Annotated in this window: 19 protein-coding genes and 1 tRNA gene; 9 read left to right on the top strand and 11 right to left on the bottom strand. The window is 63.9% G+C overall.

Features of this window, described 5'->3' with window-relative positions; genetic code table 11:
* Positions 1-33: 33 nt before the first annotated feature.
* Positions 34-909, bottom strand: a complete 876-nt coding sequence (gluQRS, locus tag EJ079_RS13435) for a tRNA glutamyl-Q(34) synthetase GluQRS (protein WP_127397256.1) — start codon at positions 907-909, stop codon at positions 34-36.
* Positions 910-982: 73 nt separating this feature from the next.
* Between gluQRS and EJ079_RS13440 the strand changes: the two genes are divergently transcribed.
* Entirely contained in the window at positions 983-1,624 is a 642-nt protein-coding gene (locus EJ079_RS13440; RefSeq protein WP_027038153.1) for a DNA-3-methyladenine glycosylase, read from the top strand.
* Positions 1,625-1,752: 128 nt separating this feature from the next.
* The gene (locus EJ079_RS13445) at positions 1,753-2,310 is read left to right on the top strand and encodes an HNH endonuclease (protein ID WP_006328497.1); all 558 of its coding nucleotides are present in this window, start codon (positions 1,753-1,755) and stop codon (positions 2,308-2,310) included.
* Between the two features lie 388 nt (positions 2,311-2,698).
* Here the strand turns inward: EJ079_RS13445 and EJ079_RS13450 are convergent, their stop codons facing one another.
* Together EJ079_RS13450 and EJ079_RS13455 are read right to left on the bottom strand one after the other, a co-directional pair.
* The gene (locus EJ079_RS13450; protein WP_127809217.1) at positions 2,699-3,217 is read right to left on the bottom strand and encodes a disulfide bond formation protein B; all 519 of its coding nucleotides are present in this window, start codon (positions 3,215-3,217) and stop codon (positions 2,699-2,701) included.
* 34 nt (positions 3,218-3,251) lie between these two features.
* On the bottom strand, positions 3,252-3,839 hold the full coding sequence (locus tag EJ079_RS13455; RefSeq protein ID WP_127809218.1) for a YqaA family protein: 588 nt from the start codon (positions 3,837-3,839) through the stop codon (positions 3,252-3,254).
* A gap of 275 nt (positions 3,840-4,114) precedes the next feature.
* Here EJ079_RS13455 and EJ079_RS13460 point away from each other — a divergent pair.
* Positions 4,115-4,199 (top strand) — tRNA-Leu (locus EJ079_RS13460).
* Between the two features lie 169 nt (positions 4,200-4,368).
* Here the strand turns inward: EJ079_RS13460 and EJ079_RS13465 are convergent.
* From EJ079_RS13465 to secA, 5 genes are all read right to left on the bottom strand, one after another.
* Entirely contained in the window at positions 4,369-5,574 is a 1,206-nt protein-coding gene (locus EJ079_RS13465; RefSeq protein ID WP_127809219.1) for a hypothetical protein, read from the bottom strand.
* A 270-nt stretch (positions 5,575-5,844) separates the two neighbouring features.
* Positions 5,845-7,152 carry a hypothetical protein gene (locus EJ079_RS13470; protein ID WP_127809220.1) on the bottom strand — a complete coding sequence of 436 codons (1,308 nt, stop codon included), beginning with the start codon at positions 7,150-7,152 and terminating at the stop codon, positions 5,845-5,847.
* A gap of 228 nt (positions 7,153-7,380) precedes the next feature.
* Positions 7,381-8,661 (bottom strand): GNAT family N-acetyltransferase, encoded by a 1,281-nt coding sequence (locus tag EJ079_RS13475; RefSeq protein WP_127809221.1) that lies wholly within the window; start codon positions 8,659-8,661, stop codon positions 7,381-7,383.
* Positions 8,661-10,061 carry a lipopolysaccharide biosynthesis protein gene (locus EJ079_RS13480; protein WP_127809222.1) on the bottom strand — a complete coding sequence of 467 codons (1,401 nt, stop codon included), beginning with the start codon at positions 10,059-10,061 and terminating at the stop codon, positions 8,661-8,663. Before EJ079_RS13480 ends, EJ079_RS13475 begins: the two co-directional genes overlap by 1 nt.
* A gap of 350 nt (positions 10,062-10,411) precedes the next feature.
* On the bottom strand, positions 10,412-13,144 hold the full coding sequence (secA, locus tag EJ079_RS13485; RefSeq protein ID WP_127809223.1) for a preprotein translocase subunit SecA: 2,733 nt from the start codon (positions 13,142-13,144) through the stop codon (positions 10,412-10,414).
* 269 nt (positions 13,145-13,413) lie between these two features.
* On the opposite strand from secA, the gene EJ079_RS13490 reads away from it, so the two are divergent.
* Positions 13,414-14,331, top strand: coding sequence for a peptidylprolyl isomerase (locus EJ079_RS13490; RefSeq protein WP_127809224.1), 918 nt, complete (start codon positions 13,414-13,416; stop codon positions 14,329-14,331).
* Between the two features lie 67 nt (positions 14,332-14,398).
* On the opposite strand, the gene EJ079_RS13495 is transcribed toward EJ079_RS13490, so the two are convergent.
* Positions 14,399-14,998 (bottom strand): TetR/AcrR family transcriptional regulator, encoded by a 600-nt coding sequence (locus tag EJ079_RS13495; RefSeq protein WP_127809225.1) that lies wholly within the window; start codon positions 14,996-14,998, stop codon positions 14,399-14,401.
* 300 nt (positions 14,999-15,298) lie between these two features.
* Complete coding sequence (locus EJ079_RS13500) at positions 15,299-16,528, bottom strand: caspase domain-containing protein (RefSeq protein WP_127809226.1); 1,230 nt, start codon at positions 16,526-16,528, stop codon at positions 15,299-15,301.
* A 170-nt stretch (positions 16,529-16,698) separates the two neighbouring features.
* Between EJ079_RS13500 and argJ the strand changes: the two genes are divergently transcribed.
* The 5 genes from argJ (at position 16,699) to EJ079_RS13525 (ending at position 19,874) form a co-directional block, all read left to right on the top strand.
* Positions 16,699-17,940, top strand: a complete 1,242-nt coding sequence (argJ, locus tag EJ079_RS13505) for a bifunctional glutamate N-acetyltransferase/amino-acid acetyltransferase ArgJ (RefSeq protein WP_127809227.1) — start codon at positions 16,699-16,701, stop codon at positions 17,938-17,940.
* A 29-nt stretch (positions 17,941-17,969) separates the two neighbouring features.
* Entirely contained in the window at positions 17,970-18,722 is a 753-nt protein-coding gene (locus EJ079_RS13510) for a GNAT family N-acetyltransferase (protein WP_127269617.1), read from the top strand.
* A complete protein-coding gene (gene mutT, locus EJ079_RS13515) occupies positions 18,715-19,137 on the top strand; it encodes an 8-oxo-dGTP diphosphatase MutT (protein ID WP_127322229.1) in 423 nt (140 codons plus the stop codon). Before EJ079_RS13510 ends, mutT begins: the two co-directional genes overlap by 8 nt.
* A 127-nt stretch (positions 19,138-19,264) precedes the next feature.
* Complete coding sequence (locus tag EJ079_RS13520; RefSeq protein ID WP_013529445.1) at positions 19,265-19,579, top strand: hypothetical protein; 315 nt, start codon at positions 19,265-19,267, stop codon at positions 19,577-19,579.
* 109 nt (positions 19,580-19,688) lie between these two features.
* Positions 19,689-19,874 carry a Flp family type IVb pilin gene (locus tag EJ079_RS13525; protein ID WP_013529446.1) on the top strand — a complete coding sequence of 62 codons (186 nt, stop codon included), beginning with the start codon at positions 19,689-19,691 and terminating at the stop codon, positions 19,872-19,874.
* A gap of 27 nt (positions 19,875-19,901) precedes the next feature.
* Here EJ079_RS13525 and EJ079_RS13530 read toward each other — a convergent pair whose 3' ends face one another.
* Positions 19,902-20,777 carry a methyltransferase domain-containing protein gene (locus EJ079_RS13530; protein ID WP_127809228.1) on the bottom strand — a complete coding sequence of 292 codons (876 nt, stop codon included), beginning with the start codon at positions 20,775-20,777 and terminating at the stop codon, positions 19,902-19,904.
* Positions 20,778-20,786 lie beyond the last annotated feature (9 nt).

The raw sequence follows: 20,786 nt of genomic DNA on the forward strand, positions 1-20,786 counted from the left end.
AGTTCGACATGCGTTACCTTGGCCGCGCCGCGCTCAAAGCCCGACCATCCCCCTGATATCGCCAGGCGACGCGCCGGCATTGCGCAAGGCGGCAAGGCCGGTATCGCCCAGGCTCTTCGACAGCTTTCGTCCGTCGGGCCCGAGGATGAGACGATGATGGAAATAGGCCGGTTGCGGCAGCCCCAGGAGTTGCTGCAGCAGGCGCTGCACGCCGGTGGCGGAAAACAGGTCCTGGCCGCGCACGACGTGGCTGACGCCTTGCAGCGCATCGTCCATGACGACGGCGAGGTGGTAGCTGGTCGGGATGTCGCGGCGCGCCAAGATCACGTCGCCCCAGTCCTGCGGGCGGGCTTCGACGGAGCGCGTCGCGGAAAGCGTTTCGTCGGAATACTCTGTCCAGGACAGGTCCTTGCCGACACGCGCCATGGCGGCCTCGACATCCAGCCGCCAGGCGAAGGGCGCATTCTCGACTATCCGCCGCTGGCGTTCCTTCAGCGGCAGCGCCTTGTCCACGGCGGGGTAGAGCGGCACGCCATCGGGATCGCGCGGCCAGTCGCGCCCACGCTTTTCGCTGTCGGTGATGAAGGCGCGGATCTCGCCACGGCTCATGAAGGCGGGGTAGACGAGTTCCTCCGCGATCAACCGCTCGAGCACCGCCTGGTATTCGGCGAAATGCTCGGACTGGCGGCGCACCGGCTCTTCCCAGCCAAGCCCCAGCCATTTCAGGTCGGCAAGCACGCCGGCCTCGAATTGCGGCGTGCAGCGCGTCGTGTCGATATCCTCGATGCGCAGCAGCAGGCGGCCGTGCGCCCGTGCCGCCAGCTTCTGGTTGAGCAGCGCCGAATAGGCGTGGCCGAGATGCAGGTCGCCGTTGGGGCTGGGCGCGAAGCGGAATGTCAGGAGTGTCATCTCTCAGGCGGCAATCATGTTTTGCGGCGCTTCGCCAATTGCTACTCTGTCGACGGTCGAGGAACAAGAAAGCATGCGCCGTATCGTGACATCAGACGACATTGCCCGGGGGCTCGATGCGCTTTGCGTGATCGACCCGCGCCTGGAAAAGGTGCGCGGCATGGCCGGTGAGGTGCCGCTGCGGCTATCCGAGCCGGGGTTTCGAAGCCTGGCGTCGATCGTCGTCTCGCAGCAAGTGTCCCGCGCCAGTGCCGATGCCATCTTCGGCCGGCTGACCAAGCTCGTCGATCCGCTGACGCCGCAGGCGATCCTGGCCGCCGGCGAGGACATGTTTCGCGAAGCCGGCCTGTCGCGGCCCAAACAGCGCGGCCTGATCGCTGTTGCCCAGGCCGTGGTCGACGGCCTCGACCTTCATCACCTCTGTTCGCTCGATGCCCAGGAGGCGATCACGACGATGACGGCGGTGTCCGGCATCGGTCCGTGGACAGCGGAAGTGTATCTCTTATTCGCCGCCGGGCATCCCGACATCTTCCCCGCGCGCGACGTCGCGCTGCAGAGCGCGGTCGGCCACGCGCTCGGCATCGAGCCGCGTCCGCCGGAGAAAACCCTGATCGCATTGGCCGAATCATGGAGCCCGTGGCGAGGTGTCGCATCACGGCTTTTCTGGTCCTATTATCGCGAAACCAGAGGGCGGGACGCCGCGCCGCCGGCCTGAATCCGCAAAAAATCATAAAAATCATGCATTTTTGGCGCTTAGGCGACGCGACAATCCGCTTCACATCCCTGTCATGTCGGGCTTACAGTATCCGCGCCGTTCGGGTCTAGAACCAAGGAGGTGAACACGTGACGGTTGCCGTATCTCCGGATGGGCTTCCAGCACTGGTGCTGAATGCGGATTACCGTCCGCTCAGCTATTACCCCTTGTCGCTCTGGTCGTGGCAGGATGCCATCAAGGCGGTGTTCCTCGACCGGGTGAACATCGTCGCCGAATACGAGCACGCCGTCTCCTCACCGACCTTCTCGATGAAGCTGCCGAGCGTCGTCAGCCTGAAGGCCTATGTGAAGCCCTCCAGGCACCCGGCCTTCACCCGCTTCAACGTCTTCCTGCGCGATCGCTTCCAGTGCCAGTATTGCGGCACGCCGGAGGATCTGACCTTCGATCACGTCATCCCCCGCCATCGCGGCGGCGCGACGACATGGGAGAATGTCGTTGCCGCCTGTTCGCCCTGCAACCTCAGGAAGGGCGGCATGATGCCGGCGCATGCCAAGATGTGGCCGCTGCAGAAGCCTTTCCAGCCGACGGTGCACGATCTGCACAACAATGGCCGCCTGTTCCCGCCCAACCATCTGCATGAGAGCTGGATGGATTATCTGTACTGGGATGTCGAACTCGAACCCTGAGATCGTTCGAGAATTCGTGAGGCTGGCCGTCTGGAGCGATTGTCTGCGCTTCCGCCTACCAGACCATGATATCCGACACTCCCCGGTATCGGACCAGTTCGGTCGTGCTCACTTATCAGCGGCTTCGCGCTTAAGGACCGGCTTCCCCCACTCCGTCGCTGCTTCGCAGCGCCACCTCTCCCCCCTCCGGAGGGAGAGGAAGGGAGCCTCTCTCGGAGGAGCGCTGGCTACAACAGGCTCGCGCCCTTCCTCTACCCCGTCGATCGGGGGAGAGGTGGCTCGGCGAAGCCGAGACGGAGTGGGGGTCGACCTGGCTCGGACGTCGAAAGCCGCGCCATCCGACTCAGCCCGGCGAATTTTTGCTCGAACTCTGCGTCGCGCTGCTCAATCAGTCGCGGGTGAGGGCGCCGCGGAAGGCGGCGGCGGCAAGGATCAGGCTGGCGATGGCGTTCCAGCCGGCCAGGGACAGGCCAAGGATGCGCAAGGCGGCTTTGTCGCAGGACGGCGGCACGAATTTGTCGAGCGCGTCGAGCACGCCCTTGCCGCCGGTGTCGACCGGCCCGGCGCCTGCGGTACAATCGGTCGGGCCGGCCCACCACTGCCATTCGACGCCGGAGTGGTAGACGCCGAGATAGAGGCCGTAGAGCATCAGGATGCCGCCGACGGCCAGCAGGCCGCGCGTCAGCCAGCTGGGTGCGTGCAGCATCGATGCAATCACCGCCAGCACCATCAGCGGCACGCCGATATAATAGGGCGTGCGCTGTTCGAGGCAGAGGTGGCAGGGGATGTAGCCGCCGAGATACTGGAAGGCGAGCGCCGAGCCGACGGTGGCGGCCATGGCGACGGCGAGGAACAAGGCGGTCAGCGTGCGCTGGCGTCCGGTGTCGGCATTCATGGTCGCTGTCATTTCAATCGGTCCGTCCGGCTCGCGATGGTTCTGTTCAGAACGCGTATTTGACCAGGATATAGAGCAAAATCAGGGCAGCCGCGCCGGCGCCGGCGATGAGGCCGAGGCGCTTTTCGATGAATTCGCGGATCGGTTCGCCATAATGGCGCAGCAGCCAGGCGAGCAGCAGGAAACGGCCACCGCGGGCCACGATCGCCAGCACCACGAACAACAGCAAATTGACGCCGATGACGCCGGACAGGATCGTCACCACCTTGATCGGCGGCAGGTGGGCAGCGCCCGACGTGATCAGCATCAGGACGATGATGCCGACGCCTGCCCCTGCGCGCAGCGCTTCGAACTCGTCGTACTTGCCGTAGAATTCGAGGATCGGCCTCGCCACCGCGTCATAGGCGTAGTGGCCGATGAACCAGCCGGCGATGCCGCCCAGCACCGAGGCGACGGTGGCGATCAGCGCATAGCGGTAGGCGCGATCCGGCCGCGACAGCGCCATCGGCAGATAGAGCACGTCGGCCGGCACCAGGAACACCGAGCTTTCGACGAAGGCGATGAAGGCCAGCCACCATTCGGCGGATTTGCGGGCCGCCAGCGACAAGGTCCAGTCGTAAAGTCCGCGAAGCATCGGCACTCCTAATGCGTGTCGTTCCATTGCGCAGGCAGGTTGGGGTTAACGGCATGCACAGAACAAAGACCCAGAGCACGCCATCCGTCCCCGCAGACGTGCCGCGCTTTGATGCGCCGCCTGTCTAGAAAGATTTTCCGCGCTGCACAATGGCAGCCCCCTCACGAAATCGAAAGGCGCAGTTTGGTCGCATCTTGAGGGCGCCGGAGAATTGGCCAGTTGACGAACAGCCCTCCAACCGTATAGTCCCGCGCCATCCAGGCCGCCCGGCCTGAGCCCCTATGGCGGAATTGGTAGACGCGCTCGACTCAAAATCGAGTTCCGCAAGGAGTGCTGGTTCGATTCCGGCTAGGGGCACCATCCTACACTCTTCGAGCTTCGGGTGGGACAATTTAGCCTGTGTTTGTTTTGGGATCCGCTTGTGCGCGGCAGCGCCGGCGTTGCGTTCCCGGTTGGCCTTTTGGTGTATCGTGGTCTGCTGTTTCCCATGCTAACGCTTGCCGGCCCTTGTTCGCCTGCAAGTGCCCCTTCAGGCTGATCGGCGCTTTTCGCTCAACAAAACTCGCAGATGCGGTAACGCCGCATGCGCCACCGCCTTGGGTGGTTGCGTGAACATGCAAGGCGGTTCCGCAGCGCCTAGAAGGCAGGTCTTTTGCCAATCCAATGTAAGGGACCAACAACCGCCGCAGACACGCGGGGCAATATTGATATTGTTCGGGTAGGCGTAATAGCCGATCGGCGTTGGACCGAAAACGACACAACACGGCGTCCCTACACAGCTTGCGATATGAACAAGCCCTCCCTCCATGTCGAAATGCATGGACGAGTTCGCAAGAACGGAGGTGATTTGCGGCTGTGTTGTCTTGGAAGAAAGGTTGTAGTCGGCCGAACTGAGGGTGCCTCCTACCACGCCGACTTGGACAACAGGAAGATCCGGCAACTGCGCCTTCACCTCTTTCACGACATCATCCAAGAACGGATAATCTCGCGTAGCTCGAGGGCGACCCGACTCCTCGCTGAAGGAATTATGGACAGTAATGTAGGGTTTATGGTCCAGTCCCAAGCTTTGAACCAAGGACGCATCCTCAGGTAACGGATATTGATGGCCGCCAAAGGGCACACCGCTGACATGGTTCAGAAAGGTGTCTCGCCTCACGTTCTGAAATTGGGCTACAAGTGCTGGATGGAAGTCCAAATGAGGATGCGCATCGATCGCATGCGAAAACATCTTCCGATACGGTGCGATGCTTTGCAGCATTGCCGAAAGCGCCGGCCACCGTTCGGCAGCGGCAGAACTCATGTGCACAAGATCTACGGTGTGTGTGAGCTGCAGGACAAGAAGATATCGATGCGTGACCCACGTAAATACGCGTTTCTGAGCTTCAATGAAAGTTACATCCGGGAGAGGCTCGTAGAGCCAGCCCATTCCGCCCGTTACGGAATAGACGTCGATCTTTGCGCGGCCAAAGTGGCTCAGCAGATCGCGAATAAACCGGACGGCCACGATATGGTCGCCCATGCCGCCTGTTACACGAATGGCAATGCTGTCTCGTCGTTCTACGTTGATCGCTAGATGAAGTGCTAACGCCGCATTCTTGAAGCCGTTGCGCGTCCTGCGTGAGAAGCGCGTAAGGCCTCGATCTTGCCTGCTCATGGCGATTCCTAAGCTTTGACGTTGAACATTCTTCCAAACGGTATCTACGCCGCCGCCGCTCCAGATGCTATCCAAGGGCATGGAGCGCTCGGCGATGCAATGATCGAGCCGGGACTGATGGCGAGGAGACCTGCGGCAGCCATTTCATTTTTCATGGCTCGGAATCCTCGCTCTGGCAGGGATCAAGACGCTTGCTGAGGGCATCCACAGACACGGAAACCGTTGGAATGCACTCGACGTTTCGACGGCCTCGAGTTCGGTGTGCCAGAAGGGCGGCGACGTCATGCCGATCACCAACACGTCCGTCGGCTCGACGTGGCCACCTGCGTACCGATATGCCTCAGCAGGCGGTCAAGACGCTTTGCGCGTCCCGCCGGTGGGGCCGCCGTCATTGGCCGCGCCGATCTCGCCAGCCGCCAGCAATTCGTCGAACGTCCGTTCGAGATCGGCATTGTCATCGGCTGCCGGTCCGCTGGGGGGATCCTGGCGTGTCAGCGTTTCCAGCCTTTGGTGAAGCTGGCGGTTCTCATCGCGGCAACGGGCATGCGCGAGTTCGTCGGTCTTGCCGCGCAAGCGGAGATCGGCGAGTTGAACCTTCACCGCGCCATAGTCTCGGCGCGCCGCGTCGCGCTCCTGGCGCAACGTCGCAATCTCGGTTTCCGAGGTTTGGCGCCGATGCTCGGCCACGTCCTCGGCGCGCTGCCCGACGCCCGGCGTTGCGCGGACCACGCTTTGATCGGCGGCGCTGCGCTGGAGCGAGCGCAACCTCTTTTCAAGTTCGACGGCCCGCTCCTGCGCGGCGGCGGCGCAATCACCGAGAACGCCGCGCTGATGCTCGAGCGTGGACAGCCGCACCTGCAGGTCCTGCTGCACCAGCATCTGCGCCGAAAGTTTGCCGGTCAGTCTTTCGTTGTGGATCTGGTCATCCGCGACCTTGGAACGAAGCAGCATGGTGGCCTGTTGCAAGCTTGCGAGCCGCCATGCAACGTCCTCACGCGCCTGCTCGGCGGCTTGCCTGGCGATGATCTCGTCGCGAAGTTGCCCCGACACGCGCGCCAGGTTACGGCCCAGACGCTCGACCTCTACATTCGCTTCGAGGAACCGCGTTGCGCGCTGGCCGGCATGCCTGTCCGCTTGCGCAATGGTCTGCCGTGCCCTGTCGAGTTGGACCTCCAGGTCGGCGATGGTCTTGCTCGCGATCGATAGCTCGCGCGATTTTCGCCCAAGCTCTTTCGAGGTGCGATCCTGCAAGCGCTGCAGCTTCGCCACCTCTTCCTGCAATTCCCATTTGTCGGTATCGGGAGCGTCGGCATCGTGCGTTTGCGCATCAAGCCTGCCCACATCGTGGTCAACCAACGACCACGCCAAGTCGTCAACGGCACGTGGATCCAGCCTGTCGTTGGACAAGGACGAGGAGCCGCGCATGGCGCGGGCCTGGCTCGAGCCCGTCCGGGCCGAAGTCGAGCCGAGGGAGGCGGCCAGCGTGTCTGACTGGGCCAATCCGGTCACGGGCTCCTCTTCGAAGAGAGGCAAAGCTTGATACGTTGCGGCTCGAATGCTTCGAATCAGTTCGTCGAAGTCTTCGTCGGCCCTTCGGACAACGGCGCTATCCTCCGCACTGATGTGCCGGGCGCCGTTGGCCTCATGATTCAGCGACATTTCTCTCTCATCGCTACCGAATCACTAGATTATCGTGAATTAAGAACAAGAATGCGAGTAGGTTTTATCGGCTTTCACTGGAAATTTCTGCGAGAAATCTCGCTTTTTTACAAGCAGAGATCAATATTCGCGTTTGCCTGCTGGCAACCGAAGTAAACTCCCGGTCACCCACCCATCAAATATTGCAGCGAAGATGTGCCATTCTCCAGAACCGCACCCTGCCTTTTCTCAGCGCCGCCCCAACAGGCTCTTCATGCGGTTGCGCAGCAGGCGGGCCATGTTGCGGGTCTCGCGGTAGAGGTGCAGTTGCGAGGCGGCCTGGCGGGTGAGGCGGTCGGCATCCGGCGCCAGGCCGATCACCAGCGTGCCCATCGGCTTGCGCTCCGCCCATAGCCGGCTCATCACCGGATGGTCGGGCACCGCGCAGGAATCGGTCATCATGATGTTGGGATCGTCGAGATGCTGCCTGGTCACCTCGATCATCAGCAGCGTGCCGGGCGAATAGCTGGCCAGCGTCTCGTCATAGGCCGTCTTCCAGGTATAGGCGATGCCGGCTTCGACGAAGACGATCAGGCAGGCGATGGTGCGGCCGTCGAGCGTCAGCGAATGGATGCGGCACATGTCCTGTTCGGCCAGCCGGTGCACGGCTTCGCGGGCGAAGGCGGCGCGGAAGCGGTCGATCGCCATGGCGGTGCGTTCGCGGCCTTTCCAGCCGGCGGCTTCCAGCGACAGGAAGCCTTCGATGGCATGGCGGATGTCTTCAGGGCCGCGCGCCACGACATGCTCAAGCTTGCCAAGGTCGCCAAGGCGCCGCTTCAGGCGGCGGAACTCGCGATAATGGTGCGCGCGCAGCGAGGCCTTCAGATAATCGTCTCCATCGAGCTCGCTCTCCAGCGCCGGGCGCTGGATCTGGCCGGTGGTGACCAGCGTCAGGCCGCGCGCCTCGGCCACGGTGGCAAGCAGGCTCGCCACCGGGCCATCGAGCCGGACATCGGCCAGGACGAAGACTTTCGGCAGCTTGAGGTGCGGGCGCGACAGCATTGAGAAGAAGTCTTCGACGACGCCGACAGGATCGTCGCGGTCGACCAGCGGCGTGCCGAGCGGACCGAACGGGCTCGACCATGTGCGCATGACCGGCACGCCGAGCGGCACCACCGGCCGTTCCACCGAGAACGGCACCAGAAGGCGCAGCCGGTTGCGGTATTCGTCGCCGTCGCGGATGACCGCCAGCCGCACCTCGCGGTCCTCCAGCCGCGGCATGGCGGGCGCCAGGAAACGCGGGTTGAAGAACACGTTGGGCTCGACCGTGCGGGCGCAGAGATAATCCAGCTCCTCGACCAGGTCGAAGCCTGCCGATGGCGGATAGATGGCGAGCTTGCGCTCGGGCCGGTTGTTGGCGAGGATTTCAATGTGAGCGGGGTCGGCGTCGCGGGTCAGTCCGGCAAGGCCAGACACCATCGCGCCGGCAGTGCCGCCGCTGGTTTCCTCAAGCAACGGGATGGCAGCCATCACGCGGCTCCTTTCGGGGCTAAGAAGATGAGCATGGCGATGCCGAGCTTGCGCCACACCGTGAAGGAGAGCGCGCCGGCTTCGAAGATCATGGCAAAGGCGGTGGCCATTGCCGCGCCCCACAGGCCGAACATCGGGATCAGCACCACGTTGAGGGCGATGTTGAAGGCCAGCGTCATGGCATAGACGGCAGCACAGATGTTCTGGTTGCCGCTCATCGTCAGCAGGCTTTCGCAGGGGCCGACGGCGGCCCGCGCCACGACGCCGAAGACAAGCAGGAACAGCAACGGATAGCCTGATGTGAATTCAGGGCCGAACAGCACCAGCATCGGCTCGCCGAGCGCCAGCACCAGCAGTGCCATCAAGAGCGATGGCCAGAACGTCCACGACACCGTCTCGCGGGCGAAGGCGGCAAGCCTTTGCGGGTCGCCATGGGTGAACTGCGCATAGCGCTGGGCAACGCCGGCCTTGACGGCGAAGTAGACGAAATGCACCAGCGCCAGCGTCTTCACGGTGGCGAAATAAACGGCGACGTCGTTGGGATCCATATAGGCGCCGACCATCAGCACATCGGCATTGGTGAGCAGGAAGAAGAAGCTCTCGACCAGGAAGATCGGCAGCGAGACGATGAACCATTGCGCGAAATGCACCTTCATCGGCCCTGCCGGGATCTGCCGTTCCATGCGCTGGGTGACGCCGACGAGTTGTCCCAGCGTGGTGACGTAGGTGGCGGCGATCGAGGCGAAGATGGCGGTCCTGGCATCGGGTGCGTAGCCCGCAAACAGCATCAGCGCCATGAACAGCAGGATCAGCACGGGCCGCACCAGATAGGTCGGCGACAGGGCAAACAGCGCCCAGCTGTTGGCGCGTGCCAGGCCCGACAAAAGGTCGGACATGGCGATCATCGGCAGGCAGATGACGCCGAGGATGAACGGGATCACATAGTAGCTTTCGATCCAGGGTGCCGCCAGCCAGACGCCGAGCGCGCCGAGTCCGGCAATCAGCGTCGAGGCGATCAGCACGAACAGACGGCTGGCCAGCACGATGCCGCGCAGCTCATCCATCAAGCCGCGCTCGCGGTATTCGGGAATGTAGCGGATGACGGAGGTGTGGAAGCCCAGGCAGGCGAGGTTGCCGACGATGACCATCGTCACCCAGACGAGGACGAAGATGCCATATTCGAACGAGCCCATCCAGCGTGCCATCAGCACCTGGCTGACGAAGGCGATGACGGCGCTGACGATGCGGATGGAGAAGGCGATGACCGACATGCGGCTCGCCTCGCCGCGCTCGTCGGCGGTGAACAGCACGGCATCGATGCGGCCAAGCAACGGCCCCATGCGCAGCGCCCAACGCTGCGGCAAGAACCGCCCGGCAGTCGTGGCCGCGGAAAAGCGCACCCCGATTTCTCTCCGTTTTCCGCTTCTTTTCAGGGTTCTGTGTAGCGGAGACACATTAAGAAAACGTGGGTAGGAAGCCCCCTTCGCCCGTCCCTATACGGGGAGAAGGTGCCGGCAGGCGGATGAGGGGCGGCGCAGGCGGTGGGAGATCGGGCTGTGCGCGACAAGACGCGCTATGCGCGACTTCGCGCGGGCAAATGGTGGGTCGAGCCGACAAGGCGTGTTTGCGGTCGCCGGCGAAGCGGCCTTCGCCGGATTTTAGCGGCCCGCAAACGCCGGCGCCGCCCCTCATCCGGCCCTGCGGGCCACCTTCTCCCCGTGAACGGGGAGAAGGGAAGGAAGAAGCGCCCTTACGCGAACGCCCCGTGGCAGTGCTTGTACTTCTTCCCCGAGCCGCAGGGGCAGGCTTCGTTGCGGCCGACTTTGCCCCAGGTGGCCTGGTTGTTGGGGTCGCGGTCTTCGGGGGCGACGATGGCGGTCGTCTCCGGGCGGACCAGGAGGGCGGTCTCGCCGCCTTCGAAATCGTTCTCGCCGGTGGTGCCGTCGATATGGGTGCCGAACATGTCGGGGGCTTCCGGAGGCGGCGCTTCGGCGGCCTGGCGGACCAGCTCGACGCGCATCAGCTGCGCGGTGACGGCCTGGCGCAGATTGCCGAGCATCGCCTGGAACAGCTCGAACGCCTCGCCCTTGTACTCCTGCAGCGGATCGCGCTGGGCGTAGCCGCGGAAGCCGACGACCGAACGCAGATGGTCGAGATTGACGATGTGTTCGCGCCACAGATGGTCGAGCGTCTGCAGCACAACAGAGCGCTCGACATAGTTCATCACCTCGGGGCCAAAACGCTCGGCGCGCTCCTTGGCGGCGGCTTCGGCGGCCTGCGCGATGCGCTCGCGGATGTCGTCCTCGGCGATGCCCTCTTCCTTGGCCCAGTCATCGACCGGCAGGTCGAGGTTCAGGAACTCGGCGATCTCGGCCTTCAGCCCGGCAACGTTCCACTGCTCGGCATAGGCGTTTTCGGGAATGGCCTTGGCGACGATTTCGTCGATGACGCCTTCGCGCATCTCGGCGATCGTTTCGGAAAGGCCTTCGCCGTCCATCAGTTCGATGCGCTGCTCGAACACCACCTTGCGCTGGTCGTTGGAGACGTCGTCATATTTCAAAAGGTTCTTGCGGATGTCGAAGTTGCGCGCCTCGACCTTCTTCTGCGCCTTTTCCAGCGCCTTGTTGATCCACGGATGGATGATCGCCTCGTCTTCCTTGAGGCCGAGCTTCTGCAGCATGCCGTCCATGCGCTCGGAGCCGAAGATGCGCATCAGATCGTCCTGCAGCGACAGGAAGAATTTCGAGCGGCCGGGGTCGCCCTGACGGCCGGAACGGCCGCGCAACTGGTTGTCGATGCGGCGCGATTCGTGGCGCTCGGTGGCCAGCACATAGAGGCCGCCGGCGGCCAGCGCCTTTTCCTTCAGCCGCTCGATATCGGCAATGATTTCCTTTTCCCGCGCCTCGCGCTCGGGTCCGACCGGCATGTCGCCGAGCTCATCCTCGATGCGCATCTCGGCATTGCCGCCGAGCTTGATGTCGGTGCCGCGGCCGGCCATGTTGGTGGCGATGGTGATAGCGCCTGGCTTGCCGGCCTGGGCGACGATCGCCGCCTCGCGCTCGTGATGGCGGGCGTTCAGCACTTCGAAATCGGTAAAACCTTCCTTGCGCAGGCGCTCGGCCAGCTGCTCGGACTTTTCGATGGAAGTGGTGCCGACCAGCGTCGGCTGGCCCTTGGCGCTGGCTTCGCGGATCTCCCTGACGATCGCCTTGTATTTCTCCTCGACCGTCCGGTAGACCTCGTCGTCCTCGTCGATGCGCACGACCGGCAGATTGGTCGGGATCTCGGTGACTTCGAGACCGTAGATGTTGCCGAATTCCTCGGCCTCGGTCAGCGCCGTGCCGGTCATGCCGGAGAGCTTCTTGTAGAGGCGGAAATAATTCTGGAAGGTGACGGAGGCCAGCGTCTGGTTCTCCGGCTGGATCGCCACATGCTCCTTGGCTTCGAGCGCCTGGTGCAGGCCTTCCGAATAGCGGCGGCCCGGCATCATGCGGCCGGTGAACTCGTCGATGATGACGATCTCGCCGTTGCGGACGATGTAGTCCTTGTCCTTCTGGAACAGCCGGTGCGCCTTCAGCGCGTTGTTGACGTGGTGGACGATGGCGACGTTCTCGACGTCGTAGAGCGACTCGCCCTTGAGCAGGCCGGCGTCGCGCAAAAGGTTCTCGAGCTTCTCGGTGCCTTCCTCGGTGAAGATCGAGGTCTTCTGCTTCTCGTCGATCTCATAATCCTGCGGCTGCAGCTGGATGATGAAGGTGTCGATGGTGTTGTACATTTCCGAACGGTCCTCGAGCGGACCGGAAATGATCAGCGGCGTGCGCGCCTCGTCGACCAGGATGGAATCGACTTCGTCGACGATCGCGTAATTGTGACCGCGCTGCACCATCTGGGCGCGCTCGTATTTCATGTTGTCGCGCAGATAGTCGAAGCCGAGCTCGTTGTTGGTGGCGTAGGTGACATCGGCGGCGTAGGCGGCGCTGCGCTCCTCGTCAGTCAGGCCATGGACGATGACGCCGACCGAGAGGCCGAGGAACTTGTAGACGCGGCCCATCCATTCGGAGTCGCGGGTGGCCAGGTAATCGTTGACGGTGACGACGTGGACGCCCTTGCCGGCGAGCGCATTGAGGTAGACCGGCAGCGTCGCGACCAGGGTCTTGCCCTCGCCGGTGCGCATCTCGGCAATACCGCCATTGTGCAGCACCATGCCGCCGATCAGCTGGACATCGAAGGGGCGCATGCCGAGCACGCGGCGCGCTGCCTCGCGGGCGGTAGCGAAGGCCGGGATCAACAGGTCGTCGAGCGTGGCGCCATTGGCGATGTCCTGGCGGAATTTCGCGGTGCGGCCGACCAACTCCTCGTCGGAGAGCGCCCGCATCTCGTTTTCCATGGCGTTGATCGCCTCGACACGGGGCCGGGTCGATTTGACCCGACGGTCGTTGGAGGAACCGAAAACCTTACGGGCGAGACCGCCGAGACTGACCATCCAATGGTCCTTTCGATAGAATTCTCAATCTTGAGATGAGCGCCGGCCGGCCCCATCAATTCCACGTGAACACTGGCAAACACATTAGTGAACACTGGCAAACACAAAAAGCGCCCGGAAAACGGTTCTGGACGCAAAGTCGTTGGACAGATAAGAGGGGGCTCAACTGATGTCAACGCCGCGCTGGCCCTGCTGGCTGCGCCAAATTCCGCCACAATCTGGCCGATCTGGAAGCACCCCTCTTAACAATCCCCACCGGAGTCCACCCTATGTCCCTGTTGTTCTGCCGCGCGTCGCTCGCCAGCCTTGGCTTGGCCGTCGGCCTGTCGGCCCTTTCGCTCTCGCCGCTGATGGCGCAGCAAACCGCTCCCGCCCCGGCGGATGCAGCAGCGCCAGCCGCGGCACCGGTCGATCCGAATAAGGTTATCGCCACGGTCAACGGCCAGCCCCTGACCGAAGCCGATCTGGTGCTTGCCGAAGGGGAATTGTCGCAGCAGTTCGCGCAATTGCCGCCCGAGCAGCGCCGTGCCGCAGCGCTCTCGGCTGCCATCGAGATCCGTGTCATGGCCGCCCAGGCGGTCACGTCAGGGCTCGACAAGGATCCCGACTTCCAGCGCCGCATGGCTTTCCTGCAGCAGCGCGCGCTGCATGGCGAGATGGTCGAGAAGGGCGTCGTCGACAAGGTCACCGACGCCGAGGTCCGCGCCCGCTACGACCAGGAAATCGCCAACACGCCGCCCACCAACGAGTTGCATGCCCGTCACATCCTCGTGAAGACCAAGGAAGAGGCCGAGGCCATCATCAAGCAGCTCGACGGCGGCGCCGACTTCCAGAAGCTCGCCACCGAGCACACCAGCGATCCCTCGGGCAAGACCAGCGGCGGCGATCTCGGCTGGTTCGGACCTGGCCAGATGGTGCCGGAGTTCGACAAGGCGGCCTCCGCGCTCGAGGTCGGCAAGTACACCGAGCAGCCGGTGCAAACGCAGTTCGGCTGGCATGTCATCAAGCTCGAGGACAAGCGCACCAAGCAGCCGCCGGCCTTCGACGACGTCAAGGACCAGGCCAAGCAGGCGGTCATCCGCGACAAATATTTCGCGCTGGTCAAGTCGCTGCGCGCCGGCGCCAAGATCGAGATCCCCGACGCGAACCTGAAGAAGACGGTCGATACGCTGGAAAGCGCCAAGTAAGACCGATAGGTCTTCGAAAAGGGCGCGGCAGCCAGGGGTTGCCGCGCCCTTTTTCATTGCCGTATTTTTAGGGGGCGGGCGCCGCTATGCCTCGCATCACGTAGTTGACCGCCTTGCCGATGGTGGCTTCGTTCTCGTCGAGCCGGTTGGTCAACAGATGTCTCCAGGCGAAGGAGGCGATCAGGTCTGCGACAACGGCTGAATCGATTTCGGCCGGGATTTCGCCCCTTGCCTTGGCGCGTTCGATGATCTGGCCGGTATGGGAGCGTCGGCCCAGCGAGTAGTCGGCAAGGGCCGCGGCAGCGGTCTCGTCCGACTGCGCCTCGGCGATCAGCGACCGGAACACGCTTCCCGACGATGTCTCGCGCCAGTGGGTGAACAGGTTTTTCAGGAAGCCGACGAGATCCTCCTCCAGCCGCCCGGTATCGGGAACCTCGACGCGCTTCTGGCGCTGATAGACCTCAAGCAGCAATGCCGCCTTGCTCGGCCACCAGCGATAGATGGTGGGTTTGCCGGCGCGGGCCCGCCGCGCCACCGCCTCGATCGAGAAACCGGCATAACCGGCTTCGACCAGTACGGCCTCGGCGGCTTCGAGAATGGCATCGGCGCTGTCGGGGTTGCGCCGCGCACCGATCGATCTGCGCGCCGGATCGGCGTCCTCGGCCATCTCTGTCTCCTCGCCAACACTATCGCCGGCAATATAGGCGACCCGACGCTCAAACGAAACGGCGCGTTTTCAAGCTTCGGGAACGGATGGTAGCGGCAGGGGTTAAGTTTATTCTCTGGAGTCTACGGCGTGTCGGTTGGCGAAGCTCCAAGCGCAAAAACCCGCCGGGCGGCGGGTCACTGGCGCAAATCAGCACCATGGGCAAAAATGTAGCATAGCTGCCCTCACCGAGTCAAGAAAAAATTCCTATCGCCATGAGCACTGCCAGCTTGAATTGCCCGGCTGGCCGTGGGATCACGCCTACTGCATCGCCTGCGATGTCTCGGATTCGATACGCCAGCCGCCGCCGGCCTTGACCACCCCAAGCGTGACGCGCGCCTTGCCGGTCAGGCGTGCCGCCGACCTGTCCTTTGGAAGATAGTCGTAGCGCATCGCAAAGACTGCCTCGGCGCGATCTTCGCCCTGTGGAGTGACCTCCAGGCTGCCGGCCTCCATGCTTAGCGACCAGGAGGCCCACTGCGCGAACCAGTCGGCCTTGATCTTGACGATGGCGTCGGCGTCGTAGCGGGTTCCGAAGATGAAGGCGGATGGGCCGTAGAGCCGCTTGACGGTCTCGCTTATCGCCCTGGTGTCCGGCGTCAGATAGTCCTGGCGCAGGAATTTCTCGATCGATCCCTTGTCGTCGCCGACAGAGCGTTCAAGTGCGGCGACTTCCGTTGAAGGCGCCGGCGCCGCGGGCGGCCTTTGTGGCTCTGCGGGTTGTCCGTCCGAGACGAATTCGAAGCGTTCGAGCAGCGATCCCTGCTCCCAGGGGCGCTGGGTCTCGCGAGTTTGCGAAACCACGTCGCGGCGCACCGCGATCATCATGTCGTTGATGCTCTGGCCGGGCTCGGCGATGTGGCGCAGCAGGGCGGCGGCGAAAGGCGAGTTGCGTCCGCTGCCGTCCATGGCGACAGCGCCAGGTGCCGTCGAGAAGGCGATGAACGAGCCGCGCGTCGAATCGAATCGCGCCAGCCCGGCCAGCGCCTTCGCCGAGCGTGTGGTGGCGGTGCGGCTGAGACTGCGGGCAAACGGATTGTTGCGGCAGGCATCGAGAAACACCAGGCTGACCTTGGTCTGCTGTTCCATGATGTCGAGGACTTCGTCGATCGGCACGGCCTCGAGCTGCAACTTGACCGGCACGTCCAGCCTGGCGTCGACCGGCACGATGTAGTTGCGCCCCTCGACCTGCAGGCCGTGGCCGGCATAGTAGAAAAGCCCGACGCCGGCGCCCTGGAGCGCATCGGAAAACGCGCCGATGCTGCGTTCGAGTTCACGCTTGCCGAGATCGTTGCCCTCAATGACCTCGAAGCCGATGGAGCGCAGCTTGTCGGCGATGTCGAGGGCGTCGTTGACCGGGTTGGCCAGCGTGCCGGCTTCGGCGTAAGTGCCGTTGCCGATGACAAGCGCCACGCGCCGTTGCGGCTGCGCATCCGCGCTCAGCAGCAAAAGTCCCAGAAATGCCCATGCAAGGATCGCAAGCCTGCCCATGGGGCAGATCATAACGCCATCGGCCCCGGTGACGCCACCGGATTTGAAATGCAGGCCTAACCACGAGCGGGTTCGAGCTCCCGGGCAAGAGCGACGAAAACGCCCTTGCGCCCGCGCGGTCTATCGGGCAAACCGGCCTTCCCCTGCGATTTTTCCCGCCCGAGGCCTCCATGTCCACGACGATTTCGCCGCTCGCGCCGAAGAAATACCCCAAAATGCCGGAGATCGAAGGGGTGCGCATCGCCACCGCCGAGGCAGGGATAAAGTACAAGAGCCGCACCGATCTTTTGACCATGGTCTTCGATGAAGGCACCGCGGTCGCCGGCGTGTTCACGAAATCGAAATGCCCTTCGGCGCCGGTCGATTTCTGCCGGCAGAATCTCGGTGCAGGCAAGGCCCGGGTGCTGGTCGTCAATTCCGGGAACGCCAACGCCTTCACCGGCAGGAAAGGCCGCGAGTCGACCGCGCTGACCGGCGAGGCGGCGGCGAAGGCGGCCGGCTGCACGGCAGCGGAGGTTTTCCTGGCCTCGACGGGCGTCATCGGCGAGCCGCTCGACACCAGCAAATTCAGCCACCTGCTGGCCGGGCTGGTCAGCAACGGCAAGCCCGGGCTGTGGACCGAGGCGGCAAAGGCGATCATGACCACGGATACCTATCCGAAACTGGCGACTGCGACCGTCAAGCTCGGCGATACCGAAGTCACCATCAACGGCATTTCCAAGGGCGCCGGCATGATTGCGCCCGACATGGCGACGATGCTCTCCTTCATCGCCACCGATGCGCCGATCGCCGCCCCCGTCCTGCAGGATCTGTTGTCGCGCGGCACGGCCAAGACCTTCAACGCGGTCACCGTCGACAGCGACACGTCGACCAGCGACACGCTGCTGATCTTCGCCACCGGCAAGGCCGCCAAGCGCGGCGCGCCTGACATAACCGATCCCAAGGATGCCCGTCTCGGCGCGTTCCGCCGGGCGCTCGGCAAGGTGCTGAAATCGCTGGCGCTGCAAGTGGTGCGCGACGGCGAGGGCGCCCGCAAGCAGGTCGAAGTCACCGTCACCGGCGCCAAATCGGCGCGCTCGGCCAAGCGCATCGCGCTGTCCATCGCCAATTCGCCGCTGGTCAAGACGGCGGTCGCCGGCGAGGACGCCAATTGGGGCCGCGTCGTCATGGCCGTCGGCAAGGCCGGCGAACCCGCCGATCGCGACCGGCTGTCGATCTGGTTCGGCGACAACAGGCTGGCGCATGAAGGCGAGCGCGACCCCGGCTACTCCGAGGCCGCGACGTCGGCCTACATGAAGCGCGACGACATCCGCATCCGTGTCGATATCGGCATCGGCCGCGGCAAGGCGACGGTGTGGACCTGCGATCTCACCAAGGAATATGTCGCCATCAATGGCGATTATCGGAGCTGACGGTTTTGAGCTCCAGGCATCCGGCAAGCATGCTCGCGATCGTACGCCGCTACGAGGCGGCCGGCTTTCGCGCCTGGCCGGCAGCCGCCGTCCACTATGACGGCACCTGGGTGGTGCGGCTGACCGCCGGCCATCCGGCCAAGCGGCTGAACTCGGTCAATCCGCTCGATCCCGGCGATATCATGCACATGGCCGACCGTATCGGACGGGCCAGCCGCCGTTTCGATGCCTATGGAAGGCCGCTGACGTTCCGCATGTCGCCGCTGTCGGGTCCCGATCTCGCCAGCCATCTCGACCGCGAGGGCTGGAGCCGGTTCGACGAGTCGCTGGTCATGCGGCTGCCGCTGGCCGGCGCGCAGCTCGACGCCGCCATGGACCAGATTCCGCTCAAGGACATCAGCCGCTTCATCGGCGCGTTGCTCAAGGTCAGCGGTTCGGATGTTTCGCTGCGCCCCGGCCTGTCAGAGATCATCGGCGCCATCCAGCCCGAAGCCGGGCTGTTCGCGCTCGAAGATGGAGCCGAGGCACTGGCAACGCTTATCTGCGTGCATGACGGCGATCTCGCCGGCCTGTTCGAGGTCGCCACCGACAGATCGGCGCGCAACAAGGGCCATGGCCGCAACCTGATCCTGTCGGCGCTCAAATGGGCGCGGCTGCGGGGCGCGCGGGAAGCCTGGCTGCAGGTCGAGGCCAACAACGTGCCGGCGCTGGCGCTCTACCATTCGCTCGGCTTCGAGGAAGTCTATCGCTACCACTACCGCCGGCCGCCGGGTCATGAATGATGTCGTGACCGCCGGCAAACGCCTGCTCCTGGTCGCCGCCTGCGCGCTGGTCGATGCCGACGGCCGGGTGCTTCTGGCGCAGCGGCCTCAGGGCAAGCAACTTGCCGGATTGTGGGAATTTCCCGGCGGCAAGGTCGAGCCCGGCGAGACGCCGGAACAATGCATCATTCGCGAACTGCATGAGGAAATCGGCATCGAAACCGACATCCCATGCCTGGCGCCGCTTACTTTCGCCAGTCATTCCTACGACGATTTCCACCTGCTGATGCCGCTGTTCATTTGCCGCCGCTTTCGCGGCATAGCCCAGCCCAGGGAAGGGCAGACGCTGAAATGGGTGCGGCCGAAGCAGATGCGCGACTATCCGATGCCGCCGGCCGATGCGCCGCTGATCCCGTTCCTCATCGATCTGCTCTGAGGTTCGCGTCCGGTCGCTTCCTGCCGAGGCGTGTATCAGCCAGCGTTAATGGAAGATTTATCTCGTCGTGAAAAATTGAAGCATGGCCGTTCGCGGCCGAGCCGTCGATTTGCCGGGGAGCGATAGCATGAGCCTAGACAGGGATTGGGACTCGATCCGGCCCGAGCGCGGTTTTCGCGCCGCCGATGCGGGCATGGGCATATTGCGCATCACGCTGCTGTTCGGTTCGGCCGCGGTGGCGCTGGCGCTGATTGCAACCCCTTTCCTCGACAGCCAGACACGCTCGCTGTCGGCCCGTGATGGTTTCGGCGGGCTTGACATGGCGGCGACAGGCTCGATCGGCCATCGCGAAACCTACACGCTGCGCCGCAGCGTGCTGCAGCCGCAACCGAGCTCGGTCTGCATCATCAGGTCCAATGGCAGGAGCAGCGGCGACTGCTGACATGGTTAAGAGATTTCGGAAAGGCGGCGGTTTCATCGCCTGTTAAGCCTTTGCCGTTAACCTTTCTTAACAGGTCGGCGGTAAGGTCCCGGACAGAGGGGTTGAGGCCATGAAAGCAGTGCTGCTGGGTTTTCTGAACGACGAGACCGGCGCCACGGCCGTCGAATATGGCGTCATCATCGCCGTGCTGTCGCTGGCCATCGTCGGCGGTATCGGTGAGGTCCGCGACGGGATCATCTGGCTGTTCAGCGACAACAACAGCAAGCTTGCGAACGCTTTCGCACCCACGCCCTGATCCGGCTTTCCGCGCCTGCGGGCAGGATCATTGCCCGCCGGGCGCCTCCAGGATTGTTCTCAGCGAGACCTTGGCCGACCCTGGCTTAAGCGGTTTTTGCTGCGATGCGTCGGGCGCCCAGCCGGACATCCAGACAATCGAGAAACTTGCCCTCACGCGGCCGTCGGGGTCGGAAAACCGCTCGGCGTAGATTTCCGCCGCGCGGGCAAACAGCTTGCGCGAGCCCGGCCGCCGGCTGCGATCGGTGAGCGCAGAGGTTTCGCCCATGGCCCGCAGATCCGCCATCAGGTTGAACAGGCTGGCATAGCGCACCGTCACCGTCTCTACGTCGGCGACCGGCAGAGCGAGACCGGCGCGCTGCAGCAGCGCACCGGCATCGCGCACGTCGGTAAACGGGGCGACACGCGGACTGGCGCCGCCGTAAAGCTCGGTCTCAGCCGAAAGCAGGCTTTCGCGCAACTCGAAAAGCGTACCGGCGCCGGCAAAGGCGCCGAGGAAAAGCCCATCCGGCCGCAACGCACGGCGGATCTGGATCAGCATGCCGGGGATGTCGTTCATGGCCTGCAGCGACAGAAGCGACACCGCCAGATCGAGGCTTTCCGCTTCGAACGGCACGGTTTCGAGCGGTGCGATCAAGCCGGCGCCGCCACCGCTCAGGAAGGCCGTGTCCGCCTCGACGCGGACGATGTCGGCGACCTTGCCGCTTTCGGCGAGCGTTTCGGCTGCTGCCGGCGTCTGGCAAAACAGCACAGCCGCCTTGCCGAACCTGCGCTCGACGGCACCCAGCCGGTCGGCAAGGTCCTCGGCCGTGCGGCGCATGAGGAAGTCCGCACCGTCGACCGGATGAGCAAGGGCGCGCCGCTTGTGCGCCAGCCATAGAGAGGTATCCATTATCGGCTGCAACGGGCAGAT

This window comes from Mesorhizobium sp. M7A.F.Ce.TU.012.03.2.1 (assembly GCF_004006095.1).
In the GTDB taxonomy this organism is placed as follows: Bacteria; Pseudomonadota; Alphaproteobacteria; order Rhizobiales; family Rhizobiaceae; genus Mesorhizobium.